This is a genomic window from Haloplanus rubicundus (genome assembly GCF_003342675.1).
Classification (GTDB): Archaea; Halobacteriota; Halobacteria; order Halobacteriales; family Haloferacaceae; genus Haloplanus; species Haloplanus rubicundus.
In genome coordinates this window covers 2,987,371-3,003,049 of record NZ_CP031148.1, presented here as the reverse complement: position 1 = coordinate 3,003,049, position 15,679 = coordinate 2,987,371, and the positions used below count along the sequence as shown (strand labels likewise).

The 15,679-nt window shown below is 68.2% G+C and carries 17 protein-coding genes and 1 tRNA gene; 10 read left to right on the top strand and 8 right to left on the bottom strand.

Annotation, left to right across the window (positions count from 1 at the left end; all coding sequences use genetic code 11):
• Positions 1–144: 144 nt before the first annotated feature.
• Positions 145–218, bottom strand: a tRNA-Ile gene (locus tag DU484_RS16535).
• Positions 219–297: 79 nt separating this feature from the next.
• Positions 298–789 (bottom strand): FxsA family protein, encoded by a 492-nt coding sequence (locus tag DU484_RS16530; protein WP_187347718.1) that lies wholly within the window; start codon positions 787–789, stop codon positions 298–300.
• 88 nt (positions 790–877) lie between these two features.
• Here DU484_RS16530 and DU484_RS16525 point away from each other — a divergent pair, with 88 nt between their 5' ends.
• Both DU484_RS16525 and DU484_RS16520 read left to right on the top strand, forming a co-directional pair.
• Positions 878–2,467 (top strand): DUF255 domain-containing protein, encoded by a 1,590-nt coding sequence (locus tag DU484_RS16525; RefSeq protein WP_114606473.1) that lies wholly within the window; start codon positions 878–880, stop codon positions 2,465–2,467.
• 49 nt (positions 2,468–2,516) lie between these two features.
• Positions 2,517–3,335: a TrmB family transcriptional regulator gene (locus DU484_RS16520; protein WP_114587032.1), complete on the top strand. Its 819-nt coding sequence runs from the start codon at positions 2,517–2,519 to the stop codon at positions 3,333–3,335.
• On the opposite strand, the gene mptA is transcribed toward DU484_RS16520, so the two are convergent.
• Positions 3,336–4,262, bottom strand: coding sequence for a GTP cyclohydrolase MptA (gene mptA / locus DU484_RS16515; protein WP_114587031.1), 927 nt, complete (start codon positions 4,260–4,262; stop codon positions 3,336–3,338).
• 126 nt (positions 4,263–4,388) lie between these two features.
• On the opposite strand from mptA, the gene DU484_RS16510 reads away from it, so the two are divergent.
• The 6 genes from DU484_RS16510 (at position 4,389) to DU484_RS16485 (ending at position 8,892) form a co-directional block, all read left to right on the top strand.
• Entirely contained in the window at positions 4,389–4,874 is a 486-nt protein-coding gene (locus DU484_RS16510) for a pyridoxamine 5'-phosphate oxidase family protein (protein WP_114587030.1), read from the top strand.
• A 292-nt stretch (positions 4,875–5,166) separates the two neighbouring features.
• Positions 5,167–6,375: an NAD(P) transhydrogenase subunit alpha gene (locus DU484_RS16505; RefSeq protein ID WP_114606472.1), complete on the top strand. Its 1,209-nt coding sequence runs from the start codon at positions 5,167–5,169 to the stop codon at positions 6,373–6,375.
• Between the two features lie 9 nt (positions 6,376–6,384).
• Positions 6,385–6,681, top strand: a complete 297-nt coding sequence (locus DU484_RS16500) for an NAD(P) transhydrogenase subunit alpha (RefSeq protein ID WP_114587028.1) — start codon at positions 6,385–6,387, stop codon at positions 6,679–6,681.
• A gap of 3 nt (positions 6,682–6,684) precedes the next feature.
• Complete coding sequence (locus DU484_RS16495) at positions 6,685–8,124, top strand: NAD(P)(+) transhydrogenase (Re/Si-specific) subunit beta (RefSeq protein WP_114606471.1); 1,440 nt, start codon at positions 6,685–6,687, stop codon at positions 8,122–8,124.
• Positions 8,125–8,214: 90 nt separating this feature from the next.
• Positions 8,215–8,427 carry a hypothetical protein gene (locus tag DU484_RS16490; protein ID WP_245957263.1) on the top strand — a complete coding sequence of 71 codons (213 nt, stop codon included), beginning with the start codon at positions 8,215–8,217 and terminating at the stop codon, positions 8,425–8,427.
• A 57-nt stretch (positions 8,428–8,484) separates the two neighbouring features.
• Complete coding sequence (locus DU484_RS16485; protein ID WP_114587026.1) at positions 8,485–8,892, top strand: DUF7124 domain-containing protein; 408 nt, start codon at positions 8,485–8,487, stop codon at positions 8,890–8,892.
• An 84-nt stretch (positions 8,893–8,976) separates the two neighbouring features.
• Here the strand turns inward: DU484_RS16485 and DU484_RS16480 are convergent, their stop codons facing one another.
• Complete coding sequence (locus DU484_RS16480; RefSeq protein ID WP_114587025.1) at positions 8,977–10,215, bottom strand: NAD(P)/FAD-dependent oxidoreductase; 1,239 nt, start codon at positions 10,213–10,215, stop codon at positions 8,977–8,979.
• Positions 10,216–10,332: 117 nt separating this feature from the next.
• Between DU484_RS16480 and DU484_RS16475 the strand changes: the two genes are divergently transcribed.
• Positions 10,333–10,923 carry a DUF6149 family protein gene (locus tag DU484_RS16475; protein ID WP_114606470.1) on the top strand — a complete coding sequence of 197 codons (591 nt, stop codon included), beginning with the start codon at positions 10,333–10,335 and terminating at the stop codon, positions 10,921–10,923.
• Here the strand turns inward: DU484_RS16475 and DU484_RS16470 are convergent.
• Genes DU484_RS16470 through gatD form a run of 3 tightly spaced genes read right to left on the bottom strand, consistent with a single transcriptional unit; the run spans position 10,920 to position 14,420 of the window.
• Complete coding sequence (locus DU484_RS16470; RefSeq protein WP_114606469.1) at positions 10,920–12,230, bottom strand: NAD(P)/FAD-dependent oxidoreductase; 1,311 nt, start codon at positions 12,228–12,230, stop codon at positions 10,920–10,922. The two genes, DU484_RS16475 and DU484_RS16470, sit on opposite strands and share 4 nt — an antisense overlap.
• Before the next feature lie 43 nt (positions 12,231–12,273).
• The gene (locus DU484_RS16465) at positions 12,274–13,182 is read right to left on the bottom strand and encodes a GNAT family N-acetyltransferase (RefSeq protein ID WP_316043097.1); all 909 of its coding nucleotides are present in this window, start codon (positions 13,180–13,182) and stop codon (positions 12,274–12,276) included.
• Positions 13,173–14,420, bottom strand: coding sequence for a Glu-tRNA(Gln) amidotransferase subunit GatD (gene gatD, locus DU484_RS16460; protein WP_114587022.1), 1,248 nt, complete (start codon positions 14,418–14,420; stop codon positions 13,173–13,175). The genes DU484_RS16465 and gatD overlap by 10 nt, the downstream gene beginning before the upstream one ends.
• Before the next feature lie 85 nt (positions 14,421–14,505).
• On the opposite strand from gatD, the gene DU484_RS16455 reads away from it, so the two are divergent.
• The gene (locus DU484_RS16455; RefSeq protein ID WP_114587021.1) at positions 14,506–14,952 is read left to right on the top strand and encodes a hypothetical protein; all 447 of its coding nucleotides are present in this window, start codon (positions 14,506–14,508) and stop codon (positions 14,950–14,952) included.
• 1 nt (position 14,953) lies between these two features.
• Here the strand turns inward: DU484_RS16455 and DU484_RS16450 are convergent, their stop codons facing one another.
• On the bottom strand, positions 14,954–15,607 hold the full coding sequence (locus DU484_RS16450; RefSeq protein WP_114587020.1) for an ArsR family transcriptional regulator: 654 nt from the start codon (positions 15,605–15,607) through the stop codon (positions 14,954–14,956).
• Positions 15,608–15,679: the final 72 nt, after the last annotated feature.

The following is a 15,679-nucleotide window of genomic DNA, read 5'->3' as shown; positions in this document are numbered from 1 at the left end:
CGCACGGAATCGAACGCCGCGAGAACCCCGGCTCAACCCAATCGCGATATGCACTTCTGTTCGGGGTAGTTCCGAACGAAGTTAGGTGGCTGGGGAGGAATCAGCCCCTAACGCGTCACGGCCAAAGACCGTGGACGCTGTGGATGGGCCAACGCGGATTTGAACCGCGGACCTCCCGGTTATCAGCCGAGCGCTCAACCTGACTGAGCTATTGGCCCAGGTGAGCGCATCAGTTGCTTGCGCGGTCGGTTGTTTAAGCGTTTCTTTTCGGTTCCCGTCGGACGCGTCACACCACGGTTACTCGTCGTCGACGCGGTACGAACTCCCGTCCACGTCGTAGACGTCGTCGTCGTAGGTGTCGCCCTCGTTCGGGAAGCCGCCGGTGTAGACGGTGCCGGTGACGAACCCGCCGCTCTTCTTGTCGAGGTAGGGCCCGACCACGAACCGTTCCAGTCCGGCCCGGATCGGCGCCCGGGTCAGCGGCACGCCGATGAGGAAGCCGATGGCGTCGGTGACGAGGCCGGGCGTGAGCAGGAAGGCGCCCGCGGCGATCAGCAGGCCGCCGTCCATGAGTTCCTTCGTCGGCACCTCGCCCGTCGCGAGCTTCTCCTGCAGGCTGCGGATCGTATGCCGCCCCTCGGCCCGGACCAGCAACATGCCGACGAGACCGGTGAGAACGACCAGAGCGACGGTCGCCGGGGCGCCGATGCTGTCGGCGACGACGACGAGGAACAGGGCGTCGGCGAGGGGGATGAGCAACAGCAGCGCGAAGACCCAGCGCAGGCGCATACTGACCGTTACCGGGTGGTTACGGATAGCCCTTTTGACCGTCGCGTCGGGACGAAGCCCTTAGGCCCGCCCGCCACCGACACCCGGTATGACCGACGGGACGCGCGTCGAGTGGCGCGACTGGGGCGCGGCCGCCTTCGAGGAGGCCCGTCGCCGTGGCGCGCCGGTGTTGCTCGCGCTGACGGCGACGTGGTGTGGGGACTGTCACGAGATGGACGCCCGGACGTACGGCGAGCCACGGATCGCCGCCAACCTGAACGACGGCTTCGTCCCCGTCCGGGTCGACGTGGACCGCCACCCGCGGGTGCGCGAACGGTACAACGTCGGCGGCTTCCCCTCGACGGTGTTCTGTACGCCGGACGGGAACCGCATCGCGGGCGCGGGCTTTCTCGGCCCCGACGGCATGCGACAGGTGATCGACAGCGTGCGCGAGCGCTGGGACGCGAGCGGGATGGACGCGGGCCGGGTGCCGCGCGCCCTCGCCGGCGACCCCACGCCCGCCGGCGAGGTGACAGGTCGCATCGAGGAACACCTCGCCGGCCAGCTCGACGCGCAGTTCGACGACGAGTTCGGCGGCTGGGGCGACGCGCCCAAGTTCCCGCTCCCCCGGACCGTGGAGTTCGCGCTCAAACGCGACCGGGCGAAGGCGCGACAGACGCTCGACGCCGTCACCCGCGGCCTGTTCGACGAGGCCGAGGGCGGCTTCTACCGCTACGCCCGGACGCGTGACTGGGGCGACCCGGACCGCGCGAAGCTCCTCGCGGACAACGCGGCGCTGGTGCGCGCGTTCGCCCACGCGTACTGTTACACCGGCGAGGACGCGTACCGCCGCCCGGCCGACCGGACCGTCGAGTACCTGATCGACGCGCTCTGGAACGGGTCGGCGTTCGGCGGGAGTCAGGGACCGGGGGCCGACGACACCGGGCCGCGAACCGATCTGACGGCGTACGCCGACGCGAACACCCTCGCGGTCGACGCCCTCCTCGTGCTCACGTCCTACACCGACTCGGACGACCCCCGCGAGTACGCCCGTCGCACGCTCTCGACGCTTCGCGAGGACTTCGTCGACGACGGGACGGTCCGTCACTGGGACGGCGAGGCGGCGCCGACGCTCGTCCTCGACGATCAGGCTCACACGGTGGCGGCTGGCGTCCGCGCGGCGCAGGTGCTCGGCGACGACGACGCGCTGTCGATGGCGCGTCGGGTCGCGGATCGGACGATCACGGAACTCGCGGGCGACGACGGCGCCTTCCGCGACGGGCCGGCGTCCGGGCCGGGGCTGCTCGACCGGCCGCTGCGTCCCCTCGATGGCAACGTCGCCGTGGCCGACGCCCTCATCGATCTCGCCGTGCTGACCGGGGAGACGCGGTATCGCGAGGTGGCCCGCGACGCCGTCGCGGCCTTCGCGGGCGCGTGGGATCGCTTCGGCGTGCAGGTCGCGGGCTACGGTGCCGTCGCGGCCCGACTCCGCCGCGACCCGTTGACGATCACCGTCGCACCCGGCGCCGGTTCGGACCTCCACCGGGCGGCGCTCCGGGTCGCGGACCACGAGGCGGTGGTCGTGCCCGGCGCGACGGGACCGGACCCCGGGACGGCCGTCGTGGCCGTCGGCGACCGCTCCCGGACGGTGTCGACGCCGGCGGACCTCGCCGACGCCGTCGCGGCGCTCGCCGCGTAACCGAGTAAACGGCCGATTCGTTTTTACTGCGTCGGCGCGAGGCCGATGTATGGCATCACTTCGTGATCTCGGCCTTTCGGAGTACGAATCGCGGACCTACCGCGCGCTCCTCGACCGCGGGCCGGCAACTGCCAAGGAGTTGTCGTCGTCGAGTGAGGTACCGATGGGCCGCATCTACGACGTGCTCAACGGGCTGGAGGGGAACGGGCTGGTGCGGAGTCAGGCGGCGAGTCGCCCGAAAAAGTACGTCGCGGTCGAGCCCGACACGGCGCTGGATCGGCTGGTCGAGACGCGCAAGCGGGAACTCGACCAGCAGGCCGAGCGGTACGAGTCGGTCGCCGCGGAACTCGTGAACGACCTCGACGCGGCCGCTCCTGTCGAGGGGCAGTTCTGGACGGCGGCCGTCGGTCCCGAGGAGACGGTCGAACTCCTGCTCGAACGGCTCTCCGCGGCGGACGAGGAGATTCACCACGTCGCTGGGCTCCCGTCGGCACAGATCGACGTCGACGCGGTCGGCCAGCGGATGCTCGACGCGTTCGAGTCGGCGCTCGACCGGGGCGTCTCGGTGTCGATTCTGATCCACCCGACGCTCGTCGAAGCGGTCCCGAACGACCTCCGTGCGGCGTACGCGACCCGACTCGGGGAGCACGAGCGCTACGCGAGCCGAACGTCGGCGGCCATCGACGGCACGTTCACGCTCGTCGACGGCGAGGAGGTGTGTATCGAGGTGCCGAACCCGCTCGACGCCGACGAAGCGTTCGCGCTCATCGACTTCAAGGACGCGAGCTTCGCCACCGACGTTCGCACCGTCTTCGAGGAGCAGTGGGTGGATTCGACGCCGCTGGAGTTCCAGCGGAACGCACCGTAGTTACCGGCCGACTTCCTCGCGGAGCGCCTCCAGCGTGAGTTCGCGTTCCGCGTGGGCGTTGTGCTGGTGGATCGACTCGTCGTTCGACTGTTTCATGTGCACCACCGCCCCGTCCGGCAGGTGGCCGAACTCCTCGACGACGGATTCGGCGAGCGACCGCACGCAGTCCTCGACGAACTTGGCGTTCGCGTGGGCGTGGTAGGTCATGTGGTCCTCGTCGGGTCGCTTCGCGAGGTTGTAGATGCGGGCGCTCATGGCGTCGCGGGCCACGTCGATCACGTCCCGCAGGTCGACGTCCGGCGAGCCGTCGCTCGTGATGGTGAGCGTGGCGTGGCCGCGCTGGGAGTGGCCGGGCTGGGGCACCTGATCGAGGAACGCCTCGGTCGTCTCCTCGTCGACCCCGAGGTCGGTGAGGGTGTCGCGGGCGCGGGATTCGGACATCCCCTGCGAGCAGGGACAGACCGTCATCCCGGTGACGCGGGCGCCGATTTCCTCGCGGGTCCCCTCGTCGGTGGCGACGGCGCCGGCGATGATCGTCGCAGTGTTTTGCGTGTCGAGGCCGGAGGCGGGCGTCTCCTCCCGTGTGATGTAGTCGGCCTCCATCCGCACCTCCGCTGTCGACGTGTAGTCGTGTTTTTCGAGCAGTCGCTCGGCCACGTCGCCACAGACGTCCTCGACGCGGTAGGAGGATTCGGCGACGGCGGCCTCCAGCGTCTCGTCGATCACTTGCATGTTTCGGCTCATGTCGATGCCCTTGCGGCCGCTCGGCAGGTCGACGAACACCTCGAACTCCGCCATCAGGACGATCGGCCGCTTCCCGTTGCGGTCGAGTTTGACGAGCTTCTCGACGCCCGTCACCCCGACCTGACTGAGCCCGACGGTCACGTCGGGCTGGCTTGCCTGCACGTCAGGCAACTGGTGACTCATCGACTATCGGCAAGGACCGGCCGCGATTATGGCTTTCGGTCCCACGAGTGTCGGTGGCGAACGTCCATTCTCACCCGGTAGGAACGAGGGAATCGATTACGACAACTGAGTAACGAGTTCTCGGCGATGACCGTCGACGATCTCACCGACTACGGAATGTATCGGATGGACGACGCGGAGATTCGTGACTTCCTGTCGAGTCAGGGTGTGGGAGTGCTGGGACTACCGGCGGACGAGGCCCCCAGCCTGCGGCCGATGTCGTTCGGCTACGACGGCGCCGATACGGTCTACATGCTCTACGTCGTCGGCGCGGAGAGCCGGAAGGCGAAACTGAGCGACCGGGCGGAGGCGGCACGCTTTCTGGTCTACAGCGCGGAGACGGCGTTCAACTGGCGGAGCGTGTTGTTGACGGGGCGAATCGAACGCGTGGCCGACGACGACCTGGAGACGCTCCCGGAGCGTGTGGAACTGCCGTGGCAACCGGACCTGTTCCGCCGGGCCGTCGCCGAGGAACGGACGGCGCTGTATCGGTTCGTCGTTACGGATCGAAGCGGGATCAAACACCTCGGACTGCCGCCGGCGTTCGAGGCGGCCGACGAGGACGACGCGTAGCCGCCGTCCTCCGTTCGACGGCGGCGCCGACTCGGCCACCGTGGTCGCAGTCGGCGGGAAATGCCGATGATCGCCGTACTGGACGGGTGTCGTTCGTCGATATCGGGTGCCTCGATTCGCCCCCGGAATTTATGTGAGCACTGAAACATCGGTACGTAGTGTGGAACCTCATCACATAGAGCCGTGTAACCATGCGACGGAATAACAGTTTACGAGGACGTGTAGACTGGGCGAGCAGACGAGGCCGCGGGGCCGGTTCGACCGCGGCACCCACGGGTCGGGGACGGACGCCATGATCGTCGGCGTTCCGGACGAGACGGCGGCCGACGAGACGCGCGTCGCCCTCACGCCGCCCGTGGCGAAGAAGTTGGTCGGTCGGGACGTGGCGGTGTGTATCGCGAGCGGCGCGGGCGAGGGATCGGACTGGTCCGACGACGACTACCGGGACGTGGGCTGTGACGTGGTCGAGGACCGCGAAACGGTGTTCGAGCGCGCCGACGTGATCTGTCAGGTCCGGGGACTGGCGGCGAACGAAGGGGAGCCGATGGACCCCTATCGCGAGGGTCAGATCGTCGTCGGCACGCTCGGCCCCTTCGACCTCGAGGACGAGTCGTACGACGAACTCGCCGACCGGCAGGTGAGCGCGTTCGCCCTCGAACTCATGCCGCGGATCAGCCGCGCCCAGAGCATGGACGTGCTCTCCTCGATGGCGAGCATCGGCGGCTACAAGGCGGCGCTGGTGGCGGCCGAGCAGTTACCCAAACTGTTCCCGCTGGAGATGACCGCGGCGGGCACCGTCCGGCCGGCGGAGGTGTTCGTCATCGGCGCGGGCGTCGCGGGCCTGAAGGCCATCGCGACCGCCGAACGTCTCGGCGCCTCCGTGAAGGGCTACGACATCCGGCTGGAGGTGAAACAGGAAGTCGAGAGCCTCGGCGCGGACTTCGTCGAACTCGACCTCGAAACCGAAGGCTCGGGCGACGACGAGGGCTACGCCGTCGAGATGGGCGAGGAGTTCTACGAACAACAGCGCAAGCAACTGAGCCAGGTCGTCCCGGAGTCGGACGTGGTGATCACGACGGCAGCCATCCCCGGCGCCCCAGCGCCCGAACTCGTCTCGACGGAGATGATCGAGGGGATGGACGACGGGTCGGTGATCGTCGACCTCTCGGCGCCGACGGGTGGCAACTGCGAGCCCACCGTGGCCGGCGAGACGGTCGAACACGAGGGTGTCACCATCTTCGGCCCGACCAACCTCCCGGCGACCGTCTCTCACACCGCGAGCCAACTGTTCGCCAACAACCTGTACAACTTCCTGGATCACCTGCTCGACGAGGGCGAACTCGACCTCGACACGGACGACGAAATCGTCGATTCGACGCTACTCACACACGATGGACGGATACGACGCCCCCACGAAGACGGCGGTGAAGAGGCAGCCGAAGACGGTGCCGAGGCCGACGACGGCGACGGCGAACCGACGGAGGGTGAAGCCGATGCGTGAGGGTGAGCCATGACGTTCGTCCAGAACCTGACGTTTTTCGTCCTCGCCGCGTTCGTCGGCTACGAGATCATCACGAAGATTCCGACCAACCTCCATACGCCCCTGATGTCGGGTGCGAACGCCATCTCGGGCATCACGCTCATCGGGTCGGTCGTCGTGGCGGGATCGGGATCGACGACGCTCGCGACGGGGCTCGGCTTCGTCGCCGTCGTCATGGCGACGGTCAACGTCGTCGGCGGCTACCTCGTGACCAACAGCATGCTGGAGCAGTTCCGGAGCGGGGACGACCGCAGGGGGAGGGACTGACCCATGGCGGCCATCCTCGGCGGCCTCCCCGCCTCCGTTCTCGCCTTCGTCTATCTCGTCGCCGGCGTCCTGTTCATCCAGGGGCTGCGCGACATGACCCACCCGCGGACGGCGCCGCGGGGCAACCTCATCTCCGCCGGCGGGATGGCGCTCGCGGTGGGCGTTACGGTCCTCGTGACCGACATCCTCTCGCCGGTCCTGCTGTTCGCGGGCTTGCTGGTCGGCGCCGCCATCGGCGTCTGGCTGGCGATGACGGTGGAGACGACGGAGATGCCCCAGCTCGTCGGCCTGTTCAACGGCTTCGGCGGCGGCGCCTCCGCCCTGGTGGCCGGCGCCGAACTGATCGACATGTTCGGCACCGGCTCGTTCCAGCTCGGCGTCACCGCGACGGCCGCGCTCGCCGGCCTCATCGGCTCCGTCACCTTCTGGGGGAGCCTCGTGGCGGCGGGCAAACTCCACGGCGTCGTCGACGACTCCGCGGTCCGGTACGACGGCGAGCAGGCCGTCAAGGCGCTGTTTCTCGTCCTCGCCGTCCTCGCCGGGATACATCTCGTCGTCCGGCCGAACCTGCTCGGCGCGGTGCCGCTTTCCGGCTGGGTGCCCTCGTACTGGGTGCTCGTCGCCGCCGCGTCGATTCTCGGCGTGCTGTTGGTGATCCCCATCGGCGGCGCGGACATGCCCGTCGTCATCGCCCTGCTGAACTCCTACTCGGGGCTGGCGGCCGCGACGACGGGCTTCGTCCTCGACAACTCCGTGCTGATCATCGCGGGGACGCTCGTCGGCGCCTCGGGGCTGATCCTCACCGTCATCATGTGCGAGTCGATGAACCGGTCGCTCGCGAACGTCTTCTTCGGCGGCATCGGCGAGACGAGCGAGAGCGACGAGGAGATGGAGGACATCTACGAGGGCAACATCACCACCACCTCCCCGGAGGAAGTGGAGATGACCCTCGACGTGGCCGACCGCGTCGTCATCGTCCCCGGTTACGGGATGGCGGTCGCGCAGGCCCAACACGCCGTGGCCGAACTGTCCGAACTGCTGGAGGACGCGGGCGTCGACGTGGAGTTCGGTATCCATCCCGTCGCCGGCCGCATGCCCGGTCACATGAACGTCCTCCTCGCCGAGGCGGACGTGCCCTACGAGAAACTCCGTGATCTGGAGGAGATCAACCCGACGTTCTCCCAGACGGACGTGGTCATCGTCATCGGCGCCAACGACGTGGTGAACCCGTCGGCCAACGAGGCCGGCTCCGGGCCGCTCGCTGGCATGCCCGTCCTCAACGTCGGCGAGGCGCGCACCGTCATCGTCAACAAGCGGAGCCTCAGCCCCGGCTTCTCCGGGGTCCCCAACCCGCTTTTCGCACAGGACAATACGAACATGCTCTTCGGCGACGGCAAGGAGACGATGCAGGAACTGGTGAACATCTACAAGGAGAACCACTGATCGGGAGTGCCGTACGGGACGGGAGGCCGCCACACCGCTCCCGGCGAATCTTGCGAAACCTTTATGATTCTTAATGGTAACTGTTGTCACATGGCACGCGCCGCCGACGCGAAGTACGACGTGGACAGAACGGATACGGTGCCGGAGACGGCCAGGGTGCGTCACTTCGACGAACTCGACGACTCGGCACAGGAGTATCTGTTCAACGTCGCCCAGGGGGCATCGCCGCGGGACCCCAGCAATCTCTCGGGACTGAACGAGGGCGACGTCGTCGTATTCACCGAGTACTACCGCATCCAGTAGCGGCGGCGGTGTCTCCCGGACCGAAGCCGTTTTGTCCGGTCCGGCGGTAGGTCGCGTATGGATAGCGGCGGGACGATGACGCTCGCGTTCGAGTTCGAGGCCCTACAGGCGCTCGCCGATCCGAACGCGGTGTTCGACGGCGCCCGACAGTGGACCGAATACGTCGGCGTTCTGAGCGACGAACCGACGTACGTCGTCACCAACTTCACGCGCAAGCGACGCCTCCGACAGGACTTCTTCTCCGGTCCGCGGGGCGTCGACGAGAGCCTCGACAACGTCCGCGACCAGTTCGACACCGACCGCCACGTCTTCATCGGGACGAGCGAGGACGACCGCGAGACGGCCGAGCGACACGGCTGGGAGTATCTCTCCATCGAGGAGGCGGCGGAGTTCGCCGAGTGGGAACTCGGCGAGGACGAGGAGGAGGACCCGTTCGAGGCCGAGACGCGGGACGACTGGCCCTAGCTCATACGGTTTATTGTACGTCGTCACCGGTGGTTCGCCGCGACAGTCCGGCGAACCCCCGGTACACAGTTACAATAATCCGTATTACTGCTCCTGTGCCGGCGCCAGGTCGTCGAGGTCGACCGACTTCTCCAGCAATACGTCTTTCTGGTCCGCGACGACGCGCTCCTCGCGCATCAGCTTCTTGTAGGCGCTCTGGGGCGAGAGGTCGCCGATCAGGACCCCGCCGACGATTTTGCCGTCCTTGAACGCCAGCCGACGCCACTCCGTCTCCGAATACTTGCGCTCGCACTCGTCGTCGCCGATGGTGGGGTGACCGAAGGAGAGGAAGGGGAAGTCGAAGTGGGTGATGGAGTACGAGGAGACGAAGCGGAAGGGTTCGGAGCCGGGGTCGAGCATGTTCTTCGCCGCGACGGTGCCCTGCGATTTGGCGCTGTCCCACGAGCCGTTCTGGGCGCGTTCGCCGAGGATCGTGTCGTGATAGCGCGTGATGTCGCCGGCGGCGTAGATGTCGTCGACGTTCGTCCGCATGTACTCGTCGACGAGGATGCCGTCGTCGCGTTCGACGTCCGTTCCCTGCAGGAGTTCGGTGTTGAAGGTGAGACCGATGGCGATGCCGACGAAGTCACCCTCGTATCGGTCGCCGTTGGGGTCGACTGCTGCGGTTACCGTGCCCTCGTCGTCGGTCTCGAAGTGATCGACGCCGCTGCCGAAGACCGGGGTGACGCCGCGTTCGCGCATGGCTTCGTGGAGGATCTCCGCCCCCTCCGTCGAGAGCGCGTAGCGCCACCAGCAGTCGCCGCGCATGAGGTAGTGGGCCTCGACGTCCTGTTCGCCACAGATGGCCGCGAGGTCGATCCCCAGCAACCCGGCGCCGACGATGATGCCCGTATCCGCCTGCTCGGCGTGTTCGCGGATCGCACGGGCGTCCTGGAACGTCCAGAAGTGGTGGATGCCGTCGGCGTCGCTGTTCTCGACCGGCAACTGCGTCGGCGTCCCGCCGGTGGCGATCAGTAGCTTGTCGTACTCGATCACCTCGTCCTCGTGGGTTCGGAGGCGGTGGCCGTCTGGGTCGATGCTCGTCACCAGCGTGTCGAGGCGCAGGTCGATGTCGCGGTCCGCGTACCACGACGGCTCGTGGATGGAGATAGGCATCTCCGGGAGCTTCCCCTTCGCGAACTCCTTGATGAGGATGCGATTGTAGAGGGCTTCCCCCTCGTCGGTGATGACGGTGATCTCGGCGTCGGGCGCCCCCTCGCGCAACGTTTCGGCGGCAGAACTCCCTGCGATCCCGTCACCGATGATCACATACGACTGACTCATACCCCGAACTTTAGGGGTACGGGTTAATGTCGATTGCTATCCGCGAAACTCGCCGCGACCACCGACGCCGCGCGTGCCACCGTTGGCTTGAAGACTGAACGATCCTAACGACGGCCGATGAAACTCCGTCAGAACGTCCGTCACTTCGCCGCGAAGCAGGCGCTCACCATGCCCGTCGTCGGCGAGGTGGTCCGCGAGAAACTCGTCGACCTCCACGTCGACGTCTTCGGGTCGAAGGCCGCAGAGGGCCGGCGCGCCGAGCGCGAACCGCGGCTGGAGGCCTTCTTCGATTACACGTTCGATACGTACGTCGACGCCCTCGACGCGGGCTTCTCCGAGGCGAAGGCCCGCGAAATCACCCACATCCAGGCCAACTTCGAGTTCTACAATCACGGCTGGACCGAGATGATGGAGTTCCCCGCCGACGAACTCGGGGACCACTACGACCGCTACGCCGACTTCTTCGAGCGCCACGGGATCACTATCGCCGACCCACTCGGCGAGTACGGCGGCGACCTGCCGGACGCTCCGTCGACGCCCGAGCGCATCGAGGACCCCGTCCACCCCCACGCCGAGGGCGGCTTCGCCGACGACGTGTACGTCGAGGACGGCGACGGCAACCTCGTCGTCGGCGGGCAGGAGGAACCCGAGGACGTGGACGTCTCCGTCGCGCCCGGCGTTGAGGACGAGCGGGAAGGCGAGGCCTAGTTCTCCGCGATCCGATCCGCACACTCGAACCCGGCGACGATACCCCCGTTCAGGCTCCGTTCGGGGTACTGCGCCCGACTCGCCATCCCCGCGTAGTAGACGCCCTCGCCCACTGCCTCGTGAAGGTCGTACGGCACCACCATCTCCAGATACCCCCGCTCGTACACCGGCGCCGCCCGCGGGTTGCGTGCCACGCGGAACTCGCGGGCGTCCGCGGGGTCGAAGTCGGGGAACAGTTCCGCGATATGCCCCAGCCACGTCTCCCGTAACGCCGCGTCGTCCATTTTCCATACCGCTTCCGAGGGGTCCTGGACGTAACTGGCGACGTAGCACAGGTGATCGCCGCCGTATCGCTCCGGCGGGACGAAGTTCGTGTGTTCGATCAGCGCGCCGAAGGGCGCGTCGTGGGCGACGTTGAGCCAGTACGTCTCCGTCAGCGGTTCGTCCATCGTCACCACGGCACAGACGGCGCCCTGGAAGTCGATGTTGCAGGTGTAGCCCGTCAGCGATTCGAGGACGTTCGGCATCGTCGCGACGACGACGCCGTCGGTCGGGTGGACCTCCGTCCCCGACTCGGTGTCGACGGTGATCGACTCGACCCCGCCCTCCCGAACGTCGAGGTCCGTCGCCCGCGCGCCCGTCACGACGTTTTCCCGCCCAACCGCGTCGACGAGGGCGTCGATCAGGACGGCGAAGCCGCCCTCGAAGTAGCCGAGGATCTCGCCCCGGCGCAGGTCGCGCTCCCCCCGGAACTTGATGCGGCCGAGGAGCCACGCGGCGCTCACGTCGTCCTTGCGGTCGCCGAATTTGGCGTCCAACAGCGGCTCGAAGAAGTTCTCGTAGACGCCGCGGGTCGTGTGGGAAAGGAGGAAGTCCTTGATCGGCACGTCCTCGAAGTCGGTCAGATCGTCGTACGTGTCGAAGCGCGGCCGCCCGCCCCGCACGTCGATTTCGAGGGTCAGGAGGCCGAGTCTGAAGGTGTCGTAGAGGCCCAGATGGGGGTAGGCGGCGATCTGTGGCAGCGTGTCGAGGGGGTGGACGACGCCGTCGACGTAGTAGGCGTTCTTGCCGACCAGCCACTCCACGCGGTCGCCCAGCCCCAGTTCCTCGGCCACCTCGACGATAGTCTCCTCGGACTTCGAGAGGTGGTGGTAGAAGCGCTCGATGTCGTCGCCGGCGGTCGAATACGTCGCTGCCAATCCGCCGAGGTCGTCGCTCGCCTCCAACACCGTCGCTTCGTACCCCCGCTGCTGGAGTCGGTACGCGGCGGCCAGTCCGGCGATGCCGCCCCCGACGACGTGGATCATACCACGACTGTGGCGAGCGGCGGTAAGTGAATTGTGGTGTGGATTACTCGCCCGCACCCACGCCCGGATCGGTCAGATCCGCCGCCAACACGAAGTCGGGGTCGCCGCTCACGTCCGCTCGCGCCGCCGCGGCGTCGGTGACGAACCGGGGCGTCTCCGGAATCAGCATCCGCGCCCGGTCGGCGTCGAGGCGGGCGGCGTCCCGTGCGGCCGCGTCGACGAGCGCTCGCGCCGCACCGAGGTCGGCCCACGCACCGACCGCGTACTCCGTCCAGCGCTCGCCGTCGGCCTCGAACGCGCGGTTGCGAACCGCCAGCCCGCGCGTGCCATCCCTCCGAACGACGAACAGGCCGTCCGCCGCTGCCGCCCGCTCCAGATCGGCGGGCCGCAGTTCCGAGAGCGTCCACGCCTCCGAGGGGTGGATCGTCAGCCCCCGAAGGTGGTCGCGCGCGTCCGAGTCGGTCCAGAACGTCCACCCGGCGTCGGGGTCGGTGCAGACGTCGAGTGCGGGGTCGGCGCCCGGGTCGGCCTCGATCCGCGCCCACCGAAACTCCGTGGCGGGGGCGAACCCGAGGCTCCGCGCGAGGCTCAGGCTGGCGACGTTCCACGAGAACACGAGGTTGCGGCAGACGACCGCGCCGCGGTCGCGCGCCCACGACAGCACCGCGTCCGTGAGCCGCCGGGCCAGTCCCCGGTCCCGGTAGTCCGGGTGGACCCGGAGCGCCTGCACCCACGCCTCGCGCTCGGTGAGGTGGACGCCCTGGATCACGCCCACGGCATGTCCGTCGTCGTCGGCGACGAGCGTCCGTTTCGCGTCGTCGTCGTTCTCGGCCCACGCCCGGAACGTGCGCGGCAGGTAATCGTCCAGTTCCCGTTCGGGCCACGTATCGTGCGTGAACGCGACCACGTCGTCGTGGTCGTCGACCCGCGCCGGGCGGAGGGTCAGGTCCACGGCGCCGACCGCGGCTGGAGTTCGCCGGCGAGGGACTCGCCCATCGCGGCCGCCGGATCGCTCCGGTTCGCCAGCACCCACATCAGCTTCGCCGTCGCCGTCTCCGGCAGCGTGTCGCCCGCCTCGACGACGCCGGCGTCGAGGAGGTCGCGGCCGGTGTCGTACACCCGATCACACACCCGACCTTCGAGACACTGACTCGTCATGGCGACCGTGGTCCCCCGATCGACCAACTCCTCGATCCGGTCGATCCAGTCGGTCGCGACGTGGCCCAGCCCCGTCCCCTCGATTACGACGCCCGCAGCGTCGTCGAGGTGGTCGAGGGCGGCGGGGTTCATCCCCGGCGTGAACTTCACGAGTTCGACGCTCGTCTCCAGTTCCGGGTGGAGATCGAGGTCGGTCTCGCCGCGTTCGGGACCGTCCCGCCGGAAGCTGACCGTCTCGGATGCGTAGTCGACTTCGCCGATGGGCTTTGCGCCAACCGTCTCGAACGCGTCGCGGCGCGAGGTGTGGTTCTTCCGGACGCGCGTCGCGCGGTGGAGCGCACAGGCGTCGTCGCTCGACGACCCGTGCATGCACAGGAGCACCTCGGCGCGGTCCGCTTTCGCGGCCTCGACCGCGCAGACGGCGTTCATCACGTTGTCGCTGGAGGGGCGGTCGGCGGAGCGCTGGCTCCCGGTGAACACGACTGGAACCGGCGTGTCGAGCATGAAGGCGAGCGCCGACGCGGTGTACTGCATCGTGTCCGTCCCGTGCATGACGACGACGCCGTCGGCGCCGGCCGCGATCTCCTCGCGGACCGCCTCGGCGAGGTCCCGCCACACCGCGGGCGTCATGTTCTCGGAGAGGATGTTGGCCACGACGCGGCCGCGGTAGTTCGCCCGACCGGCGAGGTCCGGGACGGCGCGAAGCACGTCCTCGGCGTCGAACTGCGCGGTCACGGCGCCGGTGCGGTAGTCGACCGTCGAGGCGATGGTGCCGCCGGTGGAGATGAGCGAGACGGTCGGCAGGTCGTCGTCGAACTCGACGGTCGAGGCTTCGCCCCCGCCGGCGTCGGCGTCTTCCACGTCGTAGACGTCGCGTTCGAGGACGTCGACCGCGGCGTCTTCGCGGTCGATGCCGACGTTGTAGCCGCCCGGTAGCTTCACCACGAGGTGGTCGGCCGTCGTCGACGGCATGAGGACGCCCTCGTTTGCGACGCCCCCGCGTTCGACGCGGACGCGATCCCCTGGATTCATACGCCGGGCTACCGCCCGCGCGGACTTGAATCCACTCGTTGCGGGCGGGCGCAAGCCACTTGCCCGTCGCTCCCCGAGTCGGGGTATGCGACGCCCCGATCTGACGAGCGACGAGGCGAACGCCGACGCGGACGACGCCGGCGGCGGTCGGTTCGGCCTCGGCCGCCGGTTCCGCCGCCTGTTCTCTCCCCGGACCTTCCTCCTCGCTCTCGTCCTCTCGGTCGTCGGTCTCGTCACCGGCGGCGCCGTCCCCGTCGTCGGCTACCTCGGCCGGTTTCTCGGCATCGCCCTCGCCGCCTTCGCCCTCGCCTTCCTCGTTTCGGGGCGGCGATACGTCGAGGCCGGCCTCGCCGGCGCCCTCGCTGCCGGTCTCGGGTTCGTCCTCGGGACGCTCAACTCCGTACTCTTCCCCGTCGTCGCCGACTACGGCCTCCAAATTGCCGGTGTCGGGACGACCGCCGGTCTCCTCGCGGCGCTGGTCGGTCACTACTTCGGGCGTGATCTGCGGGCCGGCCTGACGAAAGAGCTCTAGTTCAGGCGATCCGCCACTCGTCGCCCTGCTGGCTGACCAGTCCCCGGTCCGCGAGCGTGTTCAGCGCCCCCCGGACCGCGTCGGTCGGGGCGTCGACGGCCGCGACGATTTCCGCCGTCGTCTTCGACCCCGTCGCCACCGCCGCGAGCACCTCGGCGTGGAACCGACTGTCGGCGTCGACGCCGAGGTGGTCGTTCAGCCGGTCCATCACCTCCGTGATCCGGCCGTACACCCACCGCTGGGCGAGGGAGAGTTCGTTCTCCAGGGCCTGTAACTGGTCGAACGCCACCGCGAGGTCCTCCACGTCGTCGTCGGTCTCGCCCGGAGCGTCGAGCGAGACGTGTCGACACTGCCCGTTCATATCGAGGCTGGGGCTGGCCGGATAGGCGCTCTTGGTGCCGAAGCCGTACGGCGAGACGCTCACCTCCAGCCGGAGGTTCCGCGAGATGTGGAAGTACTTCCGCCGCTGGTCGTCGGTGTGACTCTCGACGAGGCCGGCCTCTTCGAGTTTCCGGAGGTGGTCGATCACCGCCTTCGGACTCACGCCGAGATACTCGCTGATCTCGGTGACGTAGCAGGGTTTTCGAGCGAGGAGTCGCAGGATCCGCCGGCGGTTCTCGTTGCCGAGGAGATCGAGTAGTACCGCCGAGTCCATGACGTGAGGTAAGCGTCGGTAGGTAAAAAGGCCTCCGCGTGTCGGCCGGGGTCGTACGGAGACTCGAAGCCG

Excerpts from the sequence above, each read along its gene's own strand:
- DU484_RS16530 (WP_187347718.1), bottom strand. The coding sequence starts at position 789 with ATGCGCCTGCGCTGGGTCTTCGCGCTGCTGTTGCTCATCCCCCTCGCC.
- DU484_RS16525 (WP_114606473.1), top strand. The coding sequence starts at position 878 with ATGACCGACGGGACGCGCGTCGAGTGGCGCGACTGGGGCGCGGCCGCC.
- DU484_RS16520 (WP_114587032.1), top strand. The coding sequence starts at position 2,517 with ATGGCATCACTTCGTGATCTCGGCCTTTCGGAGTACGAATCGCGGACC.
- mptA (WP_114587031.1), bottom strand. The coding sequence starts at position 4,262 with ATGAGTCACCAGTTGCCTGACGTGCAGGCAAGCCAGCCCGACGTGACC.
- DU484_RS16510 (WP_114587030.1), top strand. The coding sequence starts at position 4,389 with ATGACCGTCGACGATCTCACCGACTACGGAATGTATCGGATGGACGAC.
- DU484_RS16505 (WP_114606472.1), top strand. The coding sequence starts at position 5,167 with ATGATCGTCGGCGTTCCGGACGAGACGGCGGCCGACGAGACGCGCGTC.
- DU484_RS16500 (WP_114587028.1), top strand. The coding sequence starts at position 6,385 with ATGACGTTCGTCCAGAACCTGACGTTTTTCGTCCTCGCCGCGTTCGTC.
- DU484_RS16495 (WP_114606471.1), top strand. The coding sequence starts at position 6,685 with ATGGCGGCCATCCTCGGCGGCCTCCCCGCCTCCGTTCTCGCCTTCGTC.
- DU484_RS16490 (WP_245957263.1), top strand. The coding sequence starts at position 8,215 with ATGGCACGCGCCGCCGACGCGAAGTACGACGTGGACAGAACGGATACG.
- DU484_RS16485 (WP_114587026.1), top strand. The coding sequence starts at position 8,485 with ATGGATAGCGGCGGGACGATGACGCTCGCGTTCGAGTTCGAGGCCCTA.
- DU484_RS16480 (WP_114587025.1), bottom strand. The coding sequence starts at position 10,215 with ATGAGTCAGTCGTATGTGATCATCGGTGACGGGATCGCAGGGAGTTCT.
- DU484_RS16475 (WP_114606470.1), top strand. The coding sequence starts at position 10,333 with ATGAAACTCCGTCAGAACGTCCGTCACTTCGCCGCGAAGCAGGCGCTC.
- DU484_RS16470 (WP_114606469.1), bottom strand. The coding sequence starts at position 12,230 with ATGATCCACGTCGTCGGGGGCGGCATCGCCGGACTGGCCGCCGCGTAC.
- gatD (WP_114587022.1), bottom strand. The coding sequence starts at position 14,420 with ATGAATCCAGGGGATCGCGTCCGCGTCGAACGCGGGGGCGTCGCAAAC.
- DU484_RS16455 (WP_114587021.1), top strand. The coding sequence starts at position 14,506 with ATGCGACGCCCCGATCTGACGAGCGACGAGGCGAACGCCGACGCGGAC.
- DU484_RS16450 (WP_114587020.1), bottom strand. The coding sequence starts at position 15,607 with ATGGACTCGGCGGTACTACTCGATCTCCTCGGCAACGAGAACCGCCGG.